The organism is Pseudomonas moorei (genome assembly GCF_042846945.1).
GTDB lineage: Bacteria > Pseudomonadota > Gammaproteobacteria > Pseudomonadales > Pseudomonadaceae > Aquipseudomonas > Aquipseudomonas moorei.
In genome coordinates this window covers 360,687-382,353 of record NZ_AP035776.1, presented here as the reverse complement: position 1 = coordinate 382,353, position 21,667 = coordinate 360,687, and the positions used below count along the sequence as shown (strand labels likewise).

General features: G+C 55.8%; 16 protein-coding genes, 2 tRNA genes and 3 rRNA genes. 16 read left to right on the top strand and 5 right to left on the bottom strand.

The genetic code is table 11. The features are described 5' to 3' along the window. Nucleotides 1-83 precede the first annotated feature (83 nt). The gene (locus ACGJAX_RS01835; RefSeq protein ID WP_390957285.1) at nt 84-1,256 is read left to right on the top strand and encodes a pyridoxal phosphate-dependent aminotransferase; all 1,173 of its coding nucleotides are present in this window, start codon (nt 84-86) and stop codon (nt 1,254-1,256) included. Further along, nucleotides 1,256-1,975 carry a DNA/RNA nuclease SfsA gene (sfsA, locus tag ACGJAX_RS01830; RefSeq protein ID WP_390957284.1) on the top strand — a complete coding sequence of 240 codons (720 nt, stop codon included), beginning with the start codon at nt 1,256-1,258 and terminating at the stop codon, nt 1,973-1,975. Before ACGJAX_RS01835 ends, sfsA begins: the two co-directional genes overlap by 1 nt. Here the strand turns inward: sfsA and ACGJAX_RS01825 are convergent. The 5 genes from ACGJAX_RS01825 to ACGJAX_RS01805 all read right to left on the bottom strand — a co-directional run bounded on the left by ACGJAX_RS01825 (nt 1,965) and on the right by ACGJAX_RS01805 (nt 5,945). After that, entirely contained in the window at nt 1,965-2,282 is a 318-nt protein-coding gene (locus ACGJAX_RS01825) for a Rieske 2Fe-2S domain-containing protein (RefSeq protein WP_390957283.1), read from the bottom strand. The two genes, sfsA and ACGJAX_RS01825, sit on opposite strands and share 11 nt — an antisense overlap. Before the next feature lie 338 nt (nt 2,283-2,620). Beyond that, nucleotides 2,621-3,421: a cyclic nucleotide-binding domain-containing protein gene (locus ACGJAX_RS01820; RefSeq protein WP_390957282.1), complete on the bottom strand. Its 801-nt coding sequence runs from the start codon at nt 3,419-3,421 to the stop codon at nt 2,621-2,623. 15 nt (nt 3,422-3,436) lie between these two features. Continuing rightward, a complete protein-coding gene (locus ACGJAX_RS01815) occupies nt 3,437-3,709 on the bottom strand; it encodes a TfoX/Sxy family protein (protein ID WP_003228231.1) in 273 nt (90 codons plus the stop codon). 243 nt (nt 3,710-3,952) lie between these two features. Then, nucleotides 3,953-4,297: a pentapeptide repeat-containing protein gene (locus tag ACGJAX_RS01810; RefSeq protein ID WP_090325191.1), complete on the bottom strand. Its 345-nt coding sequence runs from the start codon at nt 4,295-4,297 to the stop codon at nt 3,953-3,955. Between the two features lie 91 nt (nt 4,298-4,388). Continuing rightward, entirely contained in the window at nt 4,389-5,945 is a 1,557-nt protein-coding gene (locus ACGJAX_RS01805) for an AAA family ATPase (RefSeq protein WP_390957281.1), read from the bottom strand. 115 nt (nt 5,946-6,060) lie between these two features. Between ACGJAX_RS01805 and mrcB the strand changes: the two genes are divergently transcribed. From mrcB to rrf, 14 genes are all read left to right on the top strand, one after another. Further along, nucleotides 6,061-8,385: a penicillin-binding protein 1B gene (gene mrcB, locus ACGJAX_RS01800; RefSeq protein ID WP_390957280.1), complete on the top strand. Its 2,325-nt coding sequence runs from the start codon at nt 6,061-6,063 to the stop codon at nt 8,383-8,385. A gap of 16 nt (nt 8,386-8,401) precedes the next feature. After that, nucleotides 8,402-9,136, top strand: coding sequence for a tetratricopeptide repeat protein (locus ACGJAX_RS01795; protein ID WP_390957279.1), 735 nt, complete (start codon nt 8,402-8,404; stop codon nt 9,134-9,136). Beyond that, nucleotides 9,136-9,471, top strand: a complete 336-nt coding sequence (locus ACGJAX_RS01790; protein ID WP_090325182.1) for a YqcC family protein — start codon at nt 9,136-9,138, stop codon at nt 9,469-9,471. The genes ACGJAX_RS01795 and ACGJAX_RS01790 overlap by 1 nt, the downstream gene beginning before the upstream one ends. A gap of 458 nt (nt 9,472-9,929) precedes the next feature. Next, complete coding sequence (locus ACGJAX_RS01785; RefSeq protein WP_090327543.1) at nt 9,930-11,654, top strand: acetolactate synthase 3 large subunit; 1,725 nt, start codon at nt 9,930-9,932, stop codon at nt 11,652-11,654. Between the two features lie 2 nt (nt 11,655-11,656). Further along, nucleotides 11,657-12,148, top strand: a complete 492-nt coding sequence (gene ilvN, locus ACGJAX_RS01780) for an acetolactate synthase small subunit (RefSeq protein ID WP_003205610.1) — start codon at nt 11,657-11,659, stop codon at nt 12,146-12,148. A 48-nt stretch (nt 12,149-12,196) separates the two neighbouring features. After that, nucleotides 12,197-13,213 carry a ketol-acid reductoisomerase gene (ilvC, locus tag ACGJAX_RS01775; protein ID WP_003228216.1) on the top strand — a complete coding sequence of 339 codons (1,017 nt, stop codon included), beginning with the start codon at nt 12,197-12,199 and terminating at the stop codon, nt 13,211-13,213. A gap of 145 nt (nt 13,214-13,358) precedes the next feature. After that, nucleotides 13,359-14,216: a CDP-diacylglycerol--serine O-phosphatidyltransferase gene (gene pssA / locus ACGJAX_RS01770; RefSeq protein ID WP_390957278.1), complete on the top strand. Its 858-nt coding sequence runs from the start codon at nt 13,359-13,361 to the stop codon at nt 14,214-14,216. Nucleotides 14,217-14,279: 63 nt separating this feature from the next. Then, nucleotides 14,280-15,293 carry a protein-methionine-sulfoxide reductase catalytic subunit MsrP gene (gene msrP / locus ACGJAX_RS01765; protein ID WP_390957277.1) on the top strand — a complete coding sequence of 338 codons (1,014 nt, stop codon included), beginning with the start codon at nt 14,280-14,282 and terminating at the stop codon, nt 15,291-15,293. Beyond that, nucleotides 15,293-15,913 carry a protein-methionine-sulfoxide reductase heme-binding subunit MsrQ gene (gene msrQ, locus ACGJAX_RS01760; protein WP_390957276.1) on the top strand — a complete coding sequence of 207 codons (621 nt, stop codon included), beginning with the start codon at nt 15,293-15,295 and terminating at the stop codon, nt 15,911-15,913. The genes msrP and msrQ overlap by 1 nt, the downstream gene beginning before the upstream one ends. Nucleotides 15,914-16,398: 485 nt before the next feature. Then, a 16S ribosomal RNA gene (locus ACGJAX_RS01755) occupies nt 16,399-17,935 on the top strand. A gap of 80 nt (nt 17,936-18,015) precedes the next feature. Further along, a tRNA-Ile gene (locus ACGJAX_RS01750) sits at nt 18,016-18,092 on the top strand. Between the two features lie 30 nt (nt 18,093-18,122). Beyond that, nucleotides 18,123-18,198, top strand: a tRNA-Ala gene (locus ACGJAX_RS01745). Nucleotides 18,199-18,443: 245 nt separating this feature from the next. Then, nucleotides 18,444-21,332 (top strand): 23S ribosomal RNA (locus ACGJAX_RS01740). 137 nt (nt 21,333-21,469) lie between these two features. Then, nucleotides 21,470-21,585, top strand: a 5S ribosomal RNA gene (gene rrf / locus ACGJAX_RS01735). The 16S, 23S and 5S rRNA genes sit together here with 2 tRNA genes alongside, the layout of an rRNA operon. Nucleotides 21,586-21,667 lie beyond the last annotated feature (82 nt).

The window sequence follows — 21,667 nt, the reverse complement described above, 5'->3', positions numbered from 1 at the left end:
TGTATGGGGTCTGACCGCTTTAGGTTCTCGCTCGTTCCTGCGCTTGGGTAGAATCGATTTTTTTCCCCGTTGAAGGAAGGCCAATGGCTCAGTCCTACAGTGCCCGCAGTCGCGCGATCGAACCTTTCCATGTCATGGCGTTGCTGGCGCGAGCCAATGAATTGCAAGCGGCCGGTCATGATGTGATTCACCTTGAAATCGGCGAGCCGGACTTCACCACCGCCGAGCCGATCATTCGCGCCGGCCAGGCCGCGCTGACAGCGGGCAAGACCCGTTATACCGCCGCGCGGGGCATTCCCGAATTGCGTGAGGCCATTTCAGGTTTTTACCAGCAGCGTTATGGCCTGAATATCGACTCGCGGCGGATTCTCATCACCCCCGGCGGCTCCGGCGCGCTGTTGCTGGCCAGCGCCCTGCTGGTCGATCCGGGCAAGCATTGGCTGCTGGCGGACCCGGGTTATCCGTGCAACCGGCATTTCCTGCGCCTGGTGGAAGGCGCCGCGCAGCTTGTCCCTGTAGGTCCTGAGGTGCGTTATCAACTGACTCCGGGCCTGGTCGAGCGGCATTGGGATCACGACAGCGTGGGGGCATTGGTCGCGTCGCCGGCCAACCCGACCGGGACGATCCTGACCCGCGACGAACTGGCCGCACTGTCGACTTCGATCAAGGAACGGCATGGTCATCTGGTGGTGGATGAGATTTACCATGGTCTGACGTATGGCACCGATGCAGCCAGTGTGCTGGAAGTCGACGATAGCGCCTTTGTGCTTAATAGTTTTTCGAAATATTTCGGCATGACCGGTTGGCGCCTTGGCTGGCTGGTGGCGCCTGATGCAGCGGTCGGCGAGTTGGAAAAACTTGCCCAGAATCTCTACATCAGCGCACCGAGCATGGCGCAACACGCTGCGCTGGCCTGCTTCGAGCCGGCAACCATCGCGATTCTGGAAGAGCGCCGTGCCGAATTCGGTCGTCGTCGGGATTTCCTGCTGCCTGCCTTGAGGGAATTAGGTTTCGGAATTGCCGTGGAGCCGGAAGGGGCCTTCTACTTGTACGCCGATATCAGCAAGTTCGGCGGTGATGCCTTCTCGTTCTGTCGACATTTCCTGGAGACCGAACATGTGGCGTTTACGCCGGGGCTGGATTTCGGTCGCTATCAAGCCGGGCATCATGTGCGCTTTGCCTATACCCAAAGCCTGGAACGCTTGCACGAAGCGGTCGAGCGGATCGGTCGCGGTTTGCGGAGCTGGCAAGGCTGATGCGTTTTCATCCGCCCCTCGAAGAAGGTCGACTGATTCGTCGATACAAGCGTTTTCTCGCCGATATCGAGACCGTTCGCGGCGAGTTGCTGACCATTCACTGTCCCAATACCGGTTCTATGCTCAATTGCCAGGTTGAAGGCGGTCAGGTCTGGTTCAGTCGCTCCAATGACCCCAGGCGCAAGTTGCCGGGCACATGGGAAATTGGCGAAACCCCGCACGGGCGTCAGTTTTGTGTGAATACAGCGCGGGCCAACGGGCTGATCGAAGAGGCGCTTCGCGCCGGAGTCATTGCTGAACTGGATGGCTTTACCGAGCTTAAGCGCGAAGTGGCCTACGGCCAGGAAAGCAGTCGGATCGACTTTCGCCTTGATTACCCAAGTGGGCCGGCTTACGTGGAAGTCAAAAGTGTCACCTTGGGCTTCGAGGGCTCATCGGTTGCAGCGTTTCCCGATGCGGTGACGCAGCGCGGGGCCAAGCATTTGCGCGAATTGGCTCATCTGGCTCGGGACGGAATCCGGGCGGTGCAGTTGTACTGCGTGAACCTGACCGGTATCGATGCCGTGCGCCCGGCCGAAGAGATCGATTCGGCTTACGCCGCGGCGTTGCGTGAGGCCGTGGCGTGTGGGGTCGAGGTGCTGGCTTACGGTGTGCGATTGACTCACGAGGAAATGGTGGTCGAGCGGCGTCTTGAGGTTTTGCTCGGCATTAAAGGCTGATCCAGATGCCTTGTGCGTTCTCGCGGCAATTCACGCGGGTCAGGGATTGTCCGGCGCAAGGGCCGGCCACGCATTCGCCGTCCTCGATCAGAAACAGGGCGCCGTGAGTGGCGCACTGGATCAAGCTGTTGCTGGGGTCGAGAAACTGGTCTGGGGTCCATTCCAGTCCAACACCACGGTGCGGGCAGCGATTGATATAGACGTAGACCTGACCGCTGCGGCGCACGGCAAAGAGCTTTTGGCCGTCGATTTCGAACCCGCGACTGCAGGCGTCGGCCAGTTCGGTGCCGGCACAAAGATATTTCATGTCCATCCTCGGTTTTCGTCGTTCGTGTGCAGATATGCCCAAGCCGACGTTCAAAAATGAAAGCAACGGGTCAAGCGATGCATGTCGGTGTCGGAAGCGGTGGCCCGATGCCTAGGATACCGGGTGGTTGCTGCTTTCTCCCAGGCAAAAAAAGACCCGGCATGAGCCGGGTCAAATAACCGTGATTAGCCTGATGAGGAGATAATCCGAGAGTCCGAACCAAGGGCTTTTCAGAATATCGACCAGTCTCGCGACCAGTTGCGGTAATAATATCGATTCTCATTATCAAGTCAACTGGTCATTTCTGATTGGTTTGAGTTCCGCCAATCATTTGAGCCTTAATTTGTCGTTTTCTGTGCAGTCAACTGTGTCACCTGCTTGTTAAGCAGGTCGATTCGTCGGGCCATGCTTTCGATCAGGCTCCCGGCGATTTTTGGATTGCTCTGGGCCAGGCTCATAAACTGATCCTTGGGGATGCGCATGATGGTGCTCGGCTCACTGCTGACAATGCTGGCGTTGCGTCTTTCGCCGGTGAATACCGCCATGGCACCGAAAATTTCATCTTTAGGCACATCGCCGACTTTCTGTCCGTCGACAAACGCCTCGGCATGCCCCTCAATGATGACAAAGACATGGTCCGCCTCGTCGCCTTGCCGGATAAGCACTTCGCCACCGGATACCCGTTGAAAGCCGTTGGTGCTGCGAAACTCCGGCTGTTTCAGGCGGGCTATGGCGTCTGACAGCAAGGCGGTCTGCCCCGCCATGTACTGCAAGAACAGTTCCGAGCGCTGAGGGTCGGCATAGATGTGCCGGAAAACCGCTGATCGCTGGTAGGGCGTCAGTGTCAGCGGGTTATCACTGCGCAAACGACAGCGCGGCAATTCCATATCCTGGCGCAGGCCGATCAGGTCGCCTTCGTGCAGATAGAACAGGGCGCGATTGTCGACGCATCCATGTAACAGCCCGTTTTGCAAAATGAACAGTTGATCGCCGGGTAATGCGGCGCCAAGGTCTTCGACAACGGAAAATGCCAACGATGGGCCGCAAGGGGCCAAGCCTTCGAGTAGTCGAGCGGGAATATTCTGCAGTCGGTTGATCAGTGCGTCGGCGTATGCCGGTTGTTCCCCAAGTAGGTACATGGCGAGCAGACTCGTTCAGTTCTTGTGGCGTGACGAGATAGCTTCCAGCTGTTTGTTCAAGGCGTCCTTGCGTTCGGCGGGAATGTCGTTCCAGTGTACGTCCATCAAGGCGCCTTCAATCGCGTACAACAACACCTTCGACGCACGGAATCCGCGCGTACGCACGGCCCGGTAAGCGTCCACCGCCCCCAGGCGACGCAAGTCCGAAGCGCTGTGGATGCCCACGGCATGCAGCCACTGCGCCGACGTCTTGCCAAGATTCTTCAGGTGTTGCAGTTCATCATTCATCAAGCCTCCTTGCGATGGCCGAATGGTGCGTGGGCAAGCTTCTGAGGAGTGTAGCCATCAGTAGGAAAAGCGTTATGGTTTGGTCGATTTCGACGTAAACGCTTCTAAGCGGCAGATATCTGCAAGGGCAGGAACTTCAGTGAGTCCAGCGGGAAAAGGGGCGGAACAGGCAGGAATTTCGGTTAATTAGTCCGCAGTCCAGCGCAAAGCGGGGGCGCCGGACTTGTCAGTTTACGCAGGCGATCAGCGAGTGCGGTAGCGCAGGCGAGTCCCGAAATTCATCGACATCAGAATCTCGTCAGCACTCAGCTCTGGCGGAAAGTAGGCGCCGGAGATCTGTGCATGAGCCAGGCTCGCACCTTCAAGCGAAGCGTTACGAAAGTCGATGCCGCGCAGGTCGGCGGAGCGGAAATAGGCATCGGTAAAGTCGACGCCGTCGGCGTTCAACTCACGCAGGTCGAGGCCACGGAAGTCACCACCCACCATATCGATAGGTCCATCCTTTGGGCGTTCTTTGTTGAAGCCGATGATGTCGTCTTTGTGCAGCAGGGCATAAAGCGGGGTGTCGAGAAGCTTCGGCTGGCTCATGGCATGTCACCTGTTGGTTTTATGACGCCAGTATAGTGCCACTATTTGGCAGCCGTGAAGCCTGTGATGGCTTCACGGCTGAATTACTTTCTTACAGCCCCGGCAGGCGTTGGCGAATCTGTGCGACAACGGTGTCCAGGGTCCCGCTTTCATTGGTCTGGATACGTTTGCTGCAGAGGATTTCCGCAGGAGTCAGTGCTTCGCGACTGGCTTGTTGGGCTTCGATCACGGCCAGAGTGGCGTCAGACGGGTCGTTTTTATCTGCCTGGCGCAGGGCCAGCCAGCTTTCGATCACGGCCTGTGGTGCGTTGCAGTCGAGAATCAGGAAAGGCGTGCCAGTGGCTTCGGCGACTTTCGCTGCGCTGTCGCGTTGAGCACGCTTGAGGTACGTGGCATCGATCACTACCGGAAAGCCTGCGTGCAGGATCACATTGGCGATTTCATGCAGGCGGTTATAGGTCGCTGCGCTTGCGTCGGCACTATAAATGCCGGCCTGCAGGTCGTTCGGTACGGTCTGTTCGCCGAACAGGCGTTTGCGTTCTACATCCGAACGCAAGCGAATCGCCCCCAGCGCTTCCACCAGGCGCATGGCCACATGGCTTTTGCCGACGGCGGAAACGCCGTGGGTGATGGCCATGAAGCGCGAAGGAATGGTGCTGTAGCTTTCCGCCAGGTTGGCGTAGTTACGGTACTGACGCAGGGTGGTAGCGCGCTGTACCGCAGTGGCGTCGGCCGGCATGCTGAACAGGGCAACCTTGGCGCGAACCAGTGCACGGTATGCTTTATAGAAGTTCAGCAGCTCCAGGCCCTGGTAGTCACCTGTCAGCTCCAGGTATTGGCTGATAAAACGCCGTGCCAGGCTCTTCAGGCCCCGGTCCTCAAGGTCCATCGCCAGGAAACCGGTGTCGGCATACACGTCAGTGAAGCGGAACGGTTCATTGAATTCGATGCAGTCAAAGATCACGACGTTGCCGTCGATCACGGTGGCGTTACCCAGGTGGATATCACCGTGGCATTCACGGATGAACCCGTCGGCCTTGCGCTGGGCAAACAGCGGCTTGAGGCGTTCGAAGCTGGTTTCAGCCCAGGCTTGCAAAGCTTCCAGTTGCAGGAGGTCGGTCTTGTCGCTGAGGAATGGGCGAATTTGTTCGAAGTTTTGCCGCACCGGTGCCATGACGCTGTCTGGTGTACCCGCTTCATGTTCGGCGGGGACCTTCGGTGAGCTGAGGTGGAACCCGGCGATTTGCGCAGCCATCGCGTCGATGTGTGCCGGTGTCAGCTCGCCATTGGCTTGCAGGGTGCTGAGCAACTGGCTTTGCGGGAACTGACGCATTTTCAGGGCGTATTCGATGACCGGGCCATCGCCACCCAGTTGCGGGGCCTCGGCGCTGCCGGTGATCGGCAGCACTTCAAGGTACAGATCATGGGTCAGGCGCTGGTTGAGGCGCAGCTCTTCGCCGCAGAAATGCTTGCGGGCCTCAAGGCTGGTGAAGTCGAGAAAGCCGAAATTCACCGGTTTCTTCACTTTATAGGCATAAGGGCCGGTGAGCAGTACCCAGGAAATGTGGGTCTCGATAAGCTGGAACCCCTCTACAGGATGCGGATAGAGGGCCGGGTTTTGCAGGGCGGCGATCAGGGACTGGCTCACAGGCGATCCTTCAGAGTCTGGAAAAATACAGGCCGTCATTATGGCGGCTGGCCAGCCTAACGCAATGTCGGAGGGCTCCTGTTGAGTATGAATAAAGTGCGTATAATCCGCCGCCATGACTCGTACCCGATCTCCCCGTACCCCTAAAAAACCACCCTCCAGAGGCCTGCGCCCCTGGCTGGGCTGGGCCCTTAAACTCAGCCTGGTCGGCCTTGTGGTCCTGGCCGGATTCGCGGTTTACCTCGATGCCATCGTGCAGGAGAAGTTCTCCGGCAAGCGCTGGACCATTCCGGCCAAGGTATACGCGCGTCCACTCGAGCTGTTCGTCGGACAAAAGCTGAGTCGGGATGACTTCCTCACCGAGCTCGATGCCTTGGGGTATCGTCGTGAAAGTGTGGCCAATGGCCCGGGCGCGGCCTCGGTCAACGGCAATACCGTCGATCTGAATACCCGCGGCTTCCAGTTCTATGAGGGCATGGAGCAGCCGCAACCGGTACGTGTGCGTTTTTCCGGCGATTACGTCGCCGAATTGTCATCGACCAACGGTGCGAAATTGTCGGTGGTGCGTCTTGAGCCATTGCTGATTGGCGGCTTGTACCCGAAAAACCTTGAAGACCGGATCCTGATCAAGATCGACCAGGTTCCACCGTACTTGCTCGACACCCTGGTGGCCGTTGAGGACCGGGACTACTATCACCACTTTGGTGTGTCGCCGAAGTCGATCGCTCGTGCGATCTGGGTCAACGGCTCTTCCGGGCGCATGCGCCAGGGCGGCAGTACCCTGACGCAACAATTGGTCAAGAACTTCTACCTGACCAACGAGCGCAGCCTGAGCCGAAAGCTGACTGAAGCCATGATGGCGATGCTGCTTGAGTTGCATTACGACAAGCGTGAAATCCTCGAAGCATACCTGAACGAGGTGTTCATCGGTCAGGACGGCCAGCGTGCCGTGCATGGCTTCGGTCTGGCGAGCCAGTTCTTCTTCAGTCAGCCGTTGTCAGAACTCAAATTGCACCAGGTGGCGTTGCTGGTGGGCATGGTCAAGGGGCCGTCGTCCTACAATCCGCGCCGCTACCCGGAACGTGCCCTTGAGCGTCGCAACCTGGTGCTCGATGTCCTGCAGGAGCAGGGCGTTGCCACGGCCGAACAAGTTGAAGCCGCGAAGAAGATGCCGTTGGGCGTGACCAAGCGTGGCAGCCTCGCGGACAGCTCATTCCCCGGTTTCCTTGATCTGGTCAAGCGTCAGCTGCGTGAAGACTATCGCGACGAAGACTTGACTGAAGAAGGTCTGCGCATCTTCACCAGCTTCGACCCGATCCTGCAGATGAAAGCCGAAGCATCGGTCAATGACACCTTCAAGCGCCTGGCCGGGCGCAAGGGTTCCGATGATGTGGAGGCGGCCATGGTCGTCACCAACCCTGAAACCGGCGAAGTCCAGGCCATGATTGGCAGTCGCCAGGCCAGTTTTGCCGGTTTCAACCGTGCTCTGGATGCGGTGCGCCCTGTCGGCTCGTTGATCAAGCCGGCGGTTTATCTGACGGCGCTGGAAAAACCGAGCCAGTACACCTTGACCAGTTGGCTGTCGGACGAATCCTTCTCGGTCAAAGGTGCGGACGGTCAGGTCTGGAAACCGCAGAACTATGATCGTCGTTCCCACGGTACGGTTTTCCTTTATCAGGGCCTGGCGCATTCCTACAACTTGTCGACCGCACGTCTCGGCTTGGCGGTGGGGGTGCCGAATGTACTGAAGACATTGGGGCGCCTGGGTATCAGTCGCGAATTCCCGGCATTCCCGTCGATGTTGCTGGGTGCAGGCGGCATGACGCCGATCGAAGTCGCGACCATGTACCAGACGCTGGCCAACGGAGGCTTCAATACGCCGATGCGCGGGATTCGCAGTGTTCTGACTGCCGAAGGCGAGCCGCTCAAGCGATATCCGTTCCAGATTCAGCAGCGTTTCGACCCGGGTTCCATTTACCTGATCCAGAGCGCCATGCAGCGTGTCATGCGTGAAGGCACCGGCAGCTCTGTCTACAACGTGTTGCCGAAAACCCTGACCCTCGCAGGCAAGACCGGCACCAGTAACGATTCGCGGGACAGTTGGTTTGCCGGTTTCAGCCAGGACTTGCTAGCAGTGGTGTGGTTGGGGCGCGATGACAACGGCAAGACGCCATTCACCGGTGCTACCGGTGCCTTGCAGGTCTGGACCAGCTTCATGCGCAAGGCCGATCCGCTGCCACTGGACATGCCGCAGCCGGATAACGTCGTACAAGCCTGGGTCGATTCGCGCACGGGACAAGGCTCTGATGCCAACTGCCCAGGCGCTGTACAGATGCCGTATATTCGCGGCAGCGAACCGCCTCCCGGCGCTGCTTGCGGTGGCGAAAGCCCCACTACCGGCGAAACGGTGATGGATTGGGTCAAGGGCTGGATGAATTAAGCAAAGAGGGTATCAAGTGAACAAGTGGTTGATTCCAGCGGTTGCCGCCGTGGCTTTGCTCAGCGGTTGCTCCACCGTACAACGTGGCTCGATTCCGGTAGAGGACTCTGGCACCGCCGTTTCCAACAGCGAGCGAATCTCGACCAATGGCGGTTTCCGTCAGACGACGGTGAAACGCCCTGTGCAAACCCGTCCTCAGGAAATTCCGCAAGGCGATACCGGTGTTGTCGTGATGGTGCCAGGTGGCGGTGCAACGACGTCAACGCCGATCAGCACTACACCGATTACGCCAGGCCCGATTACGCCGGGGCCGATTGATGCCGCGCCGGTTCAGTCCGCGCCGATCAATCAGGGCAGTTACAGCATGCCGCCGACGCCGAGCGGGATTCCTTCGGCCAGCTCCGGTGGTTTGTCTGCCGATGAGCAACTGGACGGTCCGGTTCTGGCCCTGTTGACGACTGCGCAGCAGCAACAGTCCAGCGGTGATCTCAATGGTGCCTCGTCGAGTCTTGAACGCGCCCAGCGTGTTGCGCCGCGGGAGCCGCAAGTGCTTTATCGTCTGGCGCAAGTGCGCATGGCTCAAGGTGACGCGCCGCAGGCTGAGCAATTTGCCCGTCGTGGCCTGACCTTCGCCAATGGTCGCCCGGCACTGCAGGCAAACCTGTGGGAACTGATCGCCCAGGCCCGTGAGAAACAAGGTGACTCCGCGGGTGCCGCACTGGCGCGTCAGAAGGCCAAGGTAGCGTCGTGATGGACGAGCGTTTTCTTAAAATCGCCGATCAGTTACTGCTGATCGAGCGTGAGTTGCGGATTCAGGGCTGGTGGGACGATGTGCCGCCATCCCAGGAAGCACTTTCCAGCGTCGAGCCGTTCTCGGTCGATACGCTGGATTTCGAGCAGTGGCTGCAATGGATCTTCCTGCCGCGCATGAAAATGATTCTGGAGCAGGGGCTGCCCTTGCCGAACGCTTCGGGGATTCAGGAGATGGCCGAAATGGTCTTCGCTTCCCGTAATGTCCAGGGCAAGGACCGGCAGTTGCAGGCATTGCTCAAAGAGTTCGATTTGCTGATCACCGCTTCTCGCTGATTCCGATCCCTTTTAGCAGTCGGGTTTGCTCTCGTTGAGGGCAAGCCTGGTTCCTGCATGTCGGCTGGCAGCCTCGGGTTGCGCAATTGAAACTAACGCACGTGCAGTTTCACGGTTTTTTCTTGCTTTCTCATGTGCTTAGTTCAATAAAGCACATAGACGACTTGACTTGCAGGGGACGAAACAGAAGAATCCAAAGTCCGCTGTAGAGGGACTGCCAGAAGCAGACCCACTCGGTAGATCATGAGGCGCACATCCGCGCCGACCTGTTACACCCGCAACGCGTTACCTCGCGCTGGGTGGGAAAGGCCCGCAACACTTGGGACGATCCCAATACTTGCTCAGTCAGTGCTGACGTAGTCGGCGACCACCGTCGCTCATGCTCTGCTGGGAAGTAAACCTATTAAGACCCGTCCCATATATGTGGGCGGTATTCTGGCGTTTTAGAGGTGAACAACGTGGAGCTTTTATCTGGCGGTGAAATGATCGTCCGCTTTTTGCGTGACGAGGGCGTCAAATATATCTATGGGTACCCGGGTGGTGCCGCACTGCATATCTACGATGCATTGTTTAAAGAACCTTCCGTTCAACATATCCTCGTGCGCCATGAGCAGGCAGCCACTCACATGGCTGATGGCTATGCGCGTGCCACCGGCAAGGCTGGCGTTGTACTGGTGACCTCCGGTCCTGGCGCAACCAACGTCATTACCGGTATTGCCACGGCATACATGGACTCCATTCCGATGGTGATTCTGACCGCTCAGGTGCCAAGCACCATGGTCGGCACCGATGCATTCCAGGAAACCGACATGATCGGTATCTCCCGGCCGATCGTGAAACACAGCTTCATGATCAAGCATCCATCGGAAATTCCGGAAGTCATGAAGAAGGCCTTCTACCTGGCGCAATCCGGTCGTCCGGGCCCGGTAGTGGTCGATATCCCTAAAGACATGACCAACCCGGCCGAGAAGTTCGAATACGTCTTCCCGAAAAAAGCCAAGCTGCGTTCCTACAGCCCGGCAGTGCGTGGTCATTCGGGCCAGATCCGCAAAGCCGTGGAAATGCTGTTGGCAGCCAAGCGGCCGATCATCTATGCCGGTGGTGGCGTCATCATGGGTAACGGCTCCGCGCCGTTGACTGAGCTGGCGCAACTGCTGAACGCACCGGTGACCAATACCTTGATGGGCCTGGGTGCCTATCCGGGTAACGACCGTCAGTTCCTCGGCATGCTCGGCATGCACGGCAGCTACACCGCCAACCTGGCGATGCACCATGCTGATGTGATCCTTGCCGTCGGCGCGCGTTTCGACGATCGCGTCATCAACGGCGCGTCGAAGTTTTGCCCGAACGCCAAGATCATTCACATCGACATCGACCCGGCTTCGATCTCCAAGACCATCAAGGCCGATGTTCCTATCGTTGGTCCGGTGGAAAGCGTACTGACCGAAATGGTCGCTACCTTCAAGGAAATCGGCGAGACCCCGAACAAGGAAGCGGTCGCTACCTGGTGGAAGCAGGTTGAAGAGTGGCGTGGTGATCGCGACATGTTCCCTTACAACAAGGGCGATGGCAGCATCATCAAGCCGCAGACTGTGATCGAAACCCTGAGCGAAGTGACCCATGGCGATGCCTATGTGTCCTCCGATGTGGGTCAGCATCAGATGTACGCGGCCCAGTACTACCGCTTCAACAAGCCGAATCGCTGGATCAACTCCGGCGGCCTGGGCACGATGGGCTTCGGTTTGCCTGCGGCGATGGGTGTGAAACTGAACTTCCCGGATGCTGATGTCGCCTGTGTGACCGGTGAAGGCAGCATCCAGATGAACATTCAGGAGCTCTCGACCTGTCTGCAGCATGGCCTGCCACTGAAGATCATCCTGCTGAACAATGGAGTGCTGGGCATGGTCCGCCAATGGCAGGACATGAGCTACGGCGCACGTCATTCGCATTCCTACATGGAATCGTTGCCGGACTTCGTCAAGTTGGCTGAAGCCTACGGTCACGTTGGAATGCGCATCACGGACTTGAAGGATTTGAAGCCGATGATGGAAGAAGCGTTTGCCATGAAGGATCGCCTGGTGTTCCTTGATATCAAGGTAGATGCCAACGAGCACGTCTACCCGATGCAGATCAAAGACGGCTCCATGCGCGATATGTGGCTGAGCAAGACGGAGCGTACTTAATCATGCGGCACATTATTTCCTTGCTTCTGGAAAACGAACCCGGCGCTTTGTCTCGCGTAGTCGGCCTGTTCTCGCAGCGCAACTACAACATCGAAAGCCTGACCGTGGCGCCAACCGAGGACCCGACCCTGTCGCGTCTGACGCTGACCACTGTCGGCCACGATGAGATCATCGAGCAGATCACCAAGAACCTGAACAAACTGATCGAAGTGGTAAAACTGGTCGACCTGTCGGAAAGTGCTCACATCGAGCGCGAACTGATGCTGGTCAAGGTCAAGGCCACCGGTGCCCAGCGTGCCGAGATCAAGCGCACTACCGATATTTACCGTGGACAGATCGTCGATGTCAGCGCCAGCGTGTATACCGTTCAATTGACCGGTACCAGCGACAAGCTCGACAGCTTCATTCAGTCCATCGGCACCGCCTCGATCCTGGAAACTGTACGCAGTGGCGTCACCGGGATTGCGCGCGGCGACAAAGTACTCAGCATCTAAACCAAATTAGCGAATGGCCTGAACGGCCTGGATATATAGGGGAAATTCATGAAAGTTTTCTACGATAAAGACTGCGACCTGTCGATCATCCAGGGCAAGAAAGTTGCCATTATCGGTTACGGTTCCCAAGGCCACGCTCAAGCGTGCAACCTGAAAGACTCCGGCGTTGACGTTACCGTTGGTCTGCGTAAAGGTTCGGCCACCGTTGCCAAAGCCGAAGCTCACGGCCTGAAAGTGACCGACGTTGCCTCCGCTGTTGCGGCGGCCGACCTGGTTATGATCCTGACCCCGGACGAGTTCCAGTCTTCCCTGTACAAGAACGAAATCGAGCCGAACATCAAGAAAGGCGCCACCCTGGCCTTCTCCCACGGCTTCGCGATCCACTACAACCAGGTTGTGCCACGTGCTGACCTCGACGTGATCATGATCGCGCCGAAGGCGCCGGGCCACACCGTACGTTCCGAGTTCGTGAAGGGCGGCGGTATCCCTGACCTGATCGCTATCTACCAGGACGCGTCGGGCAACGCCAAAAACGTTGCTCTGTCTTACGCTGCAGGCGTTGGTGGTGGTCGTACCGGCATCATCGAAACCACCTTCAAGGACGAGACCGAAACCGACCTGTTCGGCGAACAAGCCGTTCTGTGCGGCGGTACCGTTGAACTGGTCAAGGCTGGATTCGAAACGCTGGTTGAAGCTGGTTACGCGCCAGAAATGGCCTACTTCGAATGCCTCCACGAACTGAAGCTGATCGTTGACCTCATGTACGAAGGCGGTATCGCCAACATGAACTATTCGATCTCCAACAACGCCGAATACGGCGAGTACGTGACCGGCCCGGAAGTTATCAACGCCGAATCCCGTCAGGCCATGCGCAACGCCCTGAAACGTATTCAGGACGGCGAATACGCCAAGATGTTCATCAGCGAAGGTGCTACCGGCTATCCTTCGATGACCGCCAAGCGTCGCAACAACGCCGCTCACGGTATCGAAATCATCGGCGAGCAACTGCGCTCAATGATGCCGTGGATCGGTGCCAACAAAATCGTCGACAAAGCTAAAAACTAAGTCACGCCCTTGTACGAAAAACGCGGCCCAGGCCGCGTTTTTTCGTTTGGCGGGCCTGTTCTGGTATAAAGCTGCATCGTTTGCGATGCGAACCGTTACCGCAGACGTCTGTCGAAACTTTCCACCCCGTTGCAAGGTATTGTCCATGAGCGAACGTCCCGAAGAGCCAAACCAGGCTTCTGACGCCGAAAGCCTGCTGCCCATCGATGAGCATGTTGAAGAAGGGCATGACGCTGAAGGCCGTAAAGTCCGGCATCGTGGTATCTATCTTCTGCCGAATCTGTTCACCACTGCGAATCTGTTCGCAGGGTTTTACTCCATCATCAACTCCATGAGTGCCCAGAGCGCCCTGAGTGCGGGTGATTCGATTAGTGCGAGCAAATATTTTGCTTTTGCAGCCATCGCGATTTTCGTCGCCATGGTGCTCGACGGTCTCGACGGCCGTGTTGCGCGCATGACCAATACCCAGAGTGCCTTCGGGGCCGAGTACGACTCGCTATCGGACATGGTTGCCTTCGGTGTGGCGCCGGCTTTACTGGCATTTGGTTGGGCGCTGGGCGACATGGGCAAGGTCGGCTGGATGGTTGCCTTCATCTATGTAGCAGGCGCGGCGTTGCGTCTGGCGCGTTTCAATACCCAGGTCGGCACCGCCGATAAGCGCTATTTCATCGGTCTGGCCAGTCCGGCTGCCGCTGGCGTGGTGGCGGGGATTGTCTGGGCGTTCAGCGACTACGGTATCCAGGGCTCCAAGATGTCCTTCCTGGTGGCGTTAATGGTCGCGGCTGCGGGCATGCTGATGGTCAGCAATATCAAGTACAACAGCTTCAAGGAGCTGGACCTGAAGGGGCGGGTGCCTTTCGTGGCAATCCTGGCTGTGGTGTTGGTATTTGCCGTGGTGTTCAGTGATCCACCGCGCATCCTGCTGCTGGTTTTCCTCGCTTACGCCGCTTCCGGTCCGGTTCAGTACTTGTTACATCTTCGTCGGCGCAAAAGCGTCGAGTGATGTAATTTCCCTCATACTCCGCAGTCTGTTGGTGCATCTGTTCTCCAATGCTGCGGAGTAGCCATGCTGATCAAAATCTCCAAAGCGTCTGACTGCCATGAGTCGGACGTCACGCCTGAATCCCTTTATCTCTCTCGACGCCATGTATTGGGGGCTGCCGTTGGCGGTTTGGCCCTGAGCGGACTGCCTCGCTGGGCTGGTGCCGATGAGGCGGTGCGCTATGAAGATGTCGAACCTGGCAAGGCTCCTTCCTGGTTCAGCGAAAAACTACCTTCCATCCGTTGGGGGGCGGTCATCGTAAAGAATGAGGCGATCACGCCCTTCAAGGATGCCACCCATTACAACAACTTCTATGAGTTTGGTGCCGACAAAGGTGATCCGGCAGCCAATGCCGGCGCGTTAAAGACTGAGCCCTGGACTGTGGTGGTGGATGGTGAAGTGGGCAAGCCGGGGCGCTATGCACTGGAAGACTTGATGCGGCCTTACCAGTTGGAAGAACGAATCTACCGCCTTCGCTGTGTGGAAGCCTGGTCGATGGTCATTCCATGGATCGGCTTCCCCATCTCGGCGTTGCTCAAACAGGTAGAGCCAACATCAAAAGCCAAATTCATTCGCTTCGAAACTCTGCAGGATCCCAAGAGCATGCCAGGGCAGCGATCCGGATTTGCGTTGATCGAATGGCCCTATGTAGAAGGACTTCGCTTGGATGAGGCGATGAACCCGTTAGCGATTCTGGCGGTTGGGATGTACGGGCGTGAATTGCCGAGTCAGAACGGTGCGCCGTTGCGTCTGGTAGTGCCCTGGAAATACGGTTTCAAAAGCATCAAGTCGATTGTGCGGATCAGTCTGGTCGGTGAGCAGCCCAAGACGACCTGGCAGAGTATTGCTCCCGACGAATATGGCTTCTATGCGAACGTGAATCCTTCGGTTGACCATCCGCGCTGGACACAGGCTCGTGAGCGGCGCTTGCCGAGTGGTCTTTTCAAACCCAACGTGCGTGATACGCAAATGTTCAATGGCTACGCTGATGAAGTGGCGTCTCTATATAGCGGGCTCGATTTGAGGAAGAACTACTGATGCGGTATCCGCTTTGGCGTCTCGGCGTCTTTGTTGCCGCATTGGTGTGGCCCCTGTTCTGGTTGTATCAAGCCTGGACTGATGTGCTTGGCCCGGACCCGGGAAAAGTGCTGGTCGACCGTTTGGGCTTGGGGGCTCTTGTTCTTCTGCTCATTACATTAAGCATGACGCCTCTGCAGAAGTTCACCGGTTGGGCGGGATGGATTGCGGTCAGGCGACAACTGGGTTTGTGGTGTTTTGTTTATGTAGTCCTGCATTTGAGTGCTTATCTGGCATTCATCCTCGGATTTGATTGGTCGCAGTTGGGCGTCGAATTACGCAAGCGTCCATACATTATTGTCGGAGCGCTGGGATTTCTGTGCTTGTTGGTATTGGCAATGACTTCCAATCGATACACTCAGCGGCGTCTGGGGGCGCGCTGGAAGAAATTGCATCGCCTGGTTTATGCGGTTCTTATGTTTGGATTGCTTCATATGCTCTGGATAGTGCGCGCTGATCTGAAGGAGTGGGCTATTTATGCTGCAATGGGTGCGTTGCTATTAGTGTTGCGGCTACCGCCCGTAACCCGGCGAATCCCACGGTTTATGATAAAAAAGGCCTCTTCTGCCAAAAAAGCGTAATCAGTGCTTGACGGCAGATTCTGGAAGCCTATAATTCGCCCCACTTCCGGCGCAGTCGAAACGGAAAACTCCTTGATAAACAATGAGTTACGCAGTTTTCGGCAGCAGGTTGCTTCAGGTCATCGAAGTACGAAGGAAGTTGAAAAAGAGGTGTTGACAGCAGCGAGTAACGCTGTAGAATTCGCCTCCCGCTGACGAGAGATCGAAAGCGCAAGTGGTTGAAGTTGTTAAGGATTCCTTGAAAACTTCTGAAAATAATCACTTGACAGCAAATGAGGCTGCTGTAGAATGCGCGCCTCGGTTGAGACAAGGCTCTTAACCAACCGCTCTTTAACAACTGAATCAAGCAATTCGTGTGGGTGCTTGTGGAGTCAGACTGCTAGTCAACAGATTATCAGCATCACAAGTTACTCCGCGAGAAATCAAAGATGTAACCAACGATTGCTGAGCCAAGTTTAGGGTTTTCTCAAAACCCAAAGATGTTTGAACTGAAGAGTTTGATCATGGCTCAGATTGAACGCTGGCGGCAGGCCTAACACATGCAAGTCGAGCGGATGAAGAGAGCTTGCTCTCTGATTCAGCGGCGGACGGGTGAGTAATGCCTAGGAATCTGCCTGGTAGTGGGGGACAACGTTTCGAAAGGAACGCTAATACCGCATACGTCCTACGGGAGAAAGCAGGGGACCTTCGGGCCTTGCGCTATCAGATGAGCCTAGGTCGGATTAGCTAGTTGGTGAGGTAATGGCTCACCAAGGCGACGATCCGTAACTGGTCTGAGAGGATGATCAGTCACACTGGAACTGAGACACGGTCCAGACTCCTACGGGAGGCAGCAGTGGGGAATATTGGACAATGGGCGAAAGCCTGATCCAGCCATGCCGCGTGTGTGAAGAAGGTCTTCGGATTGTAAAGCACTTTAAGTTGGGAGGAAGGGTTGTAGATTAATACTCTGCAATTTTGACGTTACCGACAGAATAAGCACCGGCTAACTCTGTGCCAGCAGCCGCGGTAATACAGAGGGTGCAAGCGTTAATCGGAATTACTGGGCGTAAAGCGCGCGTAGGTGGTTTGTTAAGTTGGATGTGAAAGCCCCGGGCTCAACCTGGGAACTGCATTCAAAACTGACAAGCTAGAGTATGGTAGAGGGTGGTGGAATTTCCTGTGTAGCGGTGAAATGCGTAGATATAGGAAGGAACACCAGTGGCGAAGGCGACCACCTGGACTGATACTGACACTGAGGTGCGAAAGCGTGGGGAGCAAACAGGATTAGATACCCTGGTAGTCCACGCCGTAAACGATGTCAACTAGCCGTTGGGAGCCTTGAGCTCTTAGTGGCGCAGCTAACGCATTAAGTTGACCGCCTGGGGAGTACGGCCGCAAGGTTAAAACTCAAATGAATTGACGGGGGCCCGCACAAGCGGTGGAGCATGTGGTTTAATTCGAAGCAACGCGAAGAACCTTACCAGGCCTTGACATCCAATGAACTTTCCAGAGATGGATTGGTGCCTTCGGGAACATTGAGACAGGTGCTGCATGGCTGTCGTCAGCTCGTGTCGTGAGATGTTGGGTTAAGTCCCGTAACGAGCGCAACCCTTGTCCTTAGTTACCAGCACGTCATGGTGGGCACTCTAAGGAGACTGCCGGTGACAAACCGGAGGAAGGTGGGGATGACGTCAAGTCATCATGGCCCTTACGGCCTGGGCTACACACGTGCTACAATGGTCGGTACAGAGGGTTGCCAAGCCGCGAGGTGGAGCTAATCCCATAAAACCGATCGTAGTCCGGATCGCAGTCTGCAACTCGACTGCGTGAAGTCGGAATCGCTAGTAATCGCGAATCAGAATGTCGCGGTGAATACGTTCCCGGGCCTTGTACACACCGCCCGTCACACCATGGGAGTGGGTTGCACCAGAAGTAGCTAGTCTAACCTTCGGGAGGACGGTTACCACGGTGTGATTCATGACTGGGGTGAAGTCGTAACAAGGTAGCCGTAGGGGAACCTGCGGCTGGATCACCTCCTTAATCGACGACTCAGCTGCTCCATAAGTTCCCACACGAATTGCTTGATTCATTGAAGAAGACGATAGAAGCAGCCCGAAATTGGGTCTGTAGCTCAGTTGGTTAGAGCGCACCCCTGATAAGGGTGAGGTCGGCAGTTCGAATCTGCCCAGACCCACCAATTTTGTGTGGGAAACGCCTGTAGAAATACGGGGCCATAGCTCAGCTGGGAGAGCGCCTGCCTTGCACGCAGGAGGTCAGCGGTTCGATCCCGCTTGGCTCCACCACTACTGCTTCTGAAGTTTGAAAGCTTAGAAATGAGCATTCCATCGAGCCGATGGTGAATGTTGATTTCTAGTCTTTGACTAGATCGTTCTTTAAAAATTTGGGTATGTGATAGAAAGATAGACTGAACGTTACTTTCACTGGTAACGGATCAGGCTAAGGTAAAATTTGTGAGTTGCTCTTTGAGCAATGCGAATTTTCGGCGAATGTCGTCTTCACAGTATAACCAGATTGCTTGGGGTTATATGGTCAAGTGAAGAAGCGCATACGGTGGATGCCTTGGCAGTCAGAGGCGATGAAAGACGTGGTAGCCTGCGAAAAGCTTCGGGGAGTCGGCAAACAGACTTTGATCCGGAGATGTCTGAATGGGGGAACCCAGCCATCATAAGATGGTTATCTTAAGCTGAATACATAGGCTTAAGAGGCGAACCAGGGGAACTGAAACATCTAAGTACCCTGAGGAAAAGAAATCAACCGAGATTCCCTTAGTAGTGGCGAGCGAACGGGGACTAGCCCTTAAGTGGCTTTGAGATTAGCGGAACGCTCTGGAAAGTGCGGCCATAGTGGGTGATAGCCCTGTACGCGAAAATCTCTTAGTCATGAAATCGAGTAGGACGGAGCACGAGAAACTTTGTCTGAATATGGGGGGACCATCCTCCAAGGCTAAATACTACTGACTGACCGATAGTGAACTAGTACCGTGAGGGAAAGGCGAAAAGAACCCCGGAGAGGGGAGTGAAATAGATCCTGAAACCGTATGCGTACAAGCAGTGGGAGCAGACTTTGTTCTGTGACTGCGTACCTTTTGTATAATGGGTCAGCGACTTATTTTCAGTGGCGAGCTTAACCGAATAGGGGAGGCGTAGCGAAAGCGAGTCTTAATAGGGCGTCTAGTCGCTGGGAATAGACCCGAAACCGGGCGATCTATCCATGGGCAGGTTGAAGGTTAGGTAACACTGACTGGAGGACCGAACCGACTACCGTTGAAAAGTTAGCGGATGACCTGTGGATCGGAGTGAAAGGCTAATCAAGCTCGGAGATAGCTGGTTCTCCTCGAAAGCTATTTAGGTAGCGCCTCATGTATCACTGTAGGGGTAGAGCACTGTTTCGGCTAGGGGTCATCCCGACTTACCAAACCGATGCAAACTCCGAATACCTACAAGTGCCGAGCATGGGAGACACACGGCGGGTGCTAACGTCCGTCGTGAAAAGGGAAACAACCCAGACCGTCAGCTAAGGTCCCAAAGTTATGGTTAAGTGGGAAACGATGTGGGAAGGCTTAGACAGCTAGGAGGTTGGCTTAGAAGCAGCCACCCTTTAAAGAAAGCGTAATAGCTCACTAGTCGAGTCGGCCTGCGCGGAAGATGTAACGGGGCTCAAACCATACACCGAAGCTACGGGTATCACTTAGGTGATGCGGTAGAGGAGCGTTCTGTAAGCCTGTGAAGGTGAGTTGAGAAGCTTGCTGGAGGTATCAGAAGTGCGAATGCTGACATGAGTAACGACAATGGGTGTGAAAAACACCCACGCCGAAAGACCAAGGTTTCCTGCGCAACGTTAATCGACGCAGGGTTAGTCGGTCCCTAAGGCGAGGCTGAAAAGCGTAGTCGATGGAAAACAGGTTAATATTCCTGTACTTCTGGTTATTGCGATGGAGGGACGGAGAAGGCTAGGCCAGCTTGGCGTTGGTTGTCCAAGTTTAAGGTGGTAGGCTGGAATCTTAGGTAAATCCGGGATTCTAAGGCCGAGAGCTGATGACGAGTGTTCTTTTAGAACACGAAGTGGTTGATGCCATGCTTCCAAGAAAAGCTTCTAAGCTTCAGGTAACCAGGAACCGTACCCCAAACCGACACAGGTGGTTGGGTAGAGAATACCAAGGCGCTTGAGAGAACTCGGGTGAAGGAACTAGGCAAAATGGCACCGTAACTTCGGGAGAAGGTGCGCCGGTGAGGTGAAGCACTTGCTGCGTAAGCCCACGCCGGTCGAAGATACCAGGCCGCTGCGACTGTTTATTAAAAACACAGCACTCTGCAAACACGAAAGTGGACGTATAGGGTGTGACGCCTGCCCGGTGCCGGAAGGTTAATTGATGGGGTTAGCTAACGCGAAGCTCTTGATCGAAGCCCCGGTAAACGGCGGCCGTAACTATAACGGTCCTAAGGTAGCGAAATTCCTTGTCGGGTAAGTTCCGACCTGCACGAATGGCGTAACGATGGCGGCGCTGTCTCCACCCGAGACTCAGTGAAATTGAAATCGCTGTGAAGATGCAGTGTATCCGCGGCTAGACGGAAAGACCCCGTGAACCTTTACTATAGCTTTGCACTGGACTTTGAATTTGCTTGTGTAGGATAGGTGGGAGGCTTTGAAGCGTGGACGCCAGTTCGCGTGGAGCCATCCTTGAAATACCACCCTGGCAACTTTGAGGTTCTAACTCAGGTCCGTTATCCGGATCGAGGACAGTGTATGGTGGGTAGTTTGACTGGGGCGGTCTCCTCCTAAAGAGTAACGGAGGAGTACGAAGGTGCGCTCAGACCGGTCGGAAATCGGTCGTAGAGTATAAAGGCAAAAGCGCGCTTGACTGCGAGACAGACACGTCGAGCAGGTACGAAAGTAGGTCTTAGTGATCCGGTGGTTCTGTATGGAAGGGCCATCGCTCAACGGATAAAAGGTACTCCGGGGATAACAGGCTGATACCGCCCAAGAGTTCATATCGACGGCGGTGTTTGGCACCTCGATGTCGGCTCATCACATCCTGGGGCTGAAGCCGGTCCCAAGGGTATGGCTGTTCGCCATTTAAAGTGGTACGCGAGCTGGGTTTAGAACGTCGTGAGACAGTTCGGTCCCTATCTGCCGTGGACGTTTGAGATTTGAGAGGGGCTGCTCCTAGTACGAGAGGACCGGAGTGGACGAACCTCTGGTGTTCCGGTTGTCACGCCAGTGGCATTGCCGGGTAGCTATGTTCGGAATAGATAACCGCTGAAAGCATCTAAGCGGGAAACTAGCCTCAAGATGAGATCTCACTGGGACCTTGAGTCCCCTGAAGGGCCGTCGAAGACTACGACGTTGATAGGTTGGGTGTGTAAGCGCTGTGAGGCGTTGAGCTAACCAATACTAATTGCCCGTGAGGCTTGACCATATAACACCCAAGCAATTTGCGCTTAAAAGCCAGATTGCGGTGTGTGAAGACGCAATGAACCGAAAGTTCGCACAACACACAAACTATCGCATACCCAATTTGCTGAAGCGTCGAAAGACGGTTCGGTACCCGAATTTCTTGACGACCATAGAGCATTGGAACCACCTGATCCCATCCCGAACTCAGAAGTGAAACGATGCATCGCCGATGGTAGTGTGGGGTTTCCCCATGTGAGAGTAGGTCATCGTCAAGATTAAATTCCGAAACCCCTATCTGCGTATGCAGGTAGGGGTTTTGTTTTTTGCGCGCGGGAAAGCCCGAGTAGTTCGTCACAC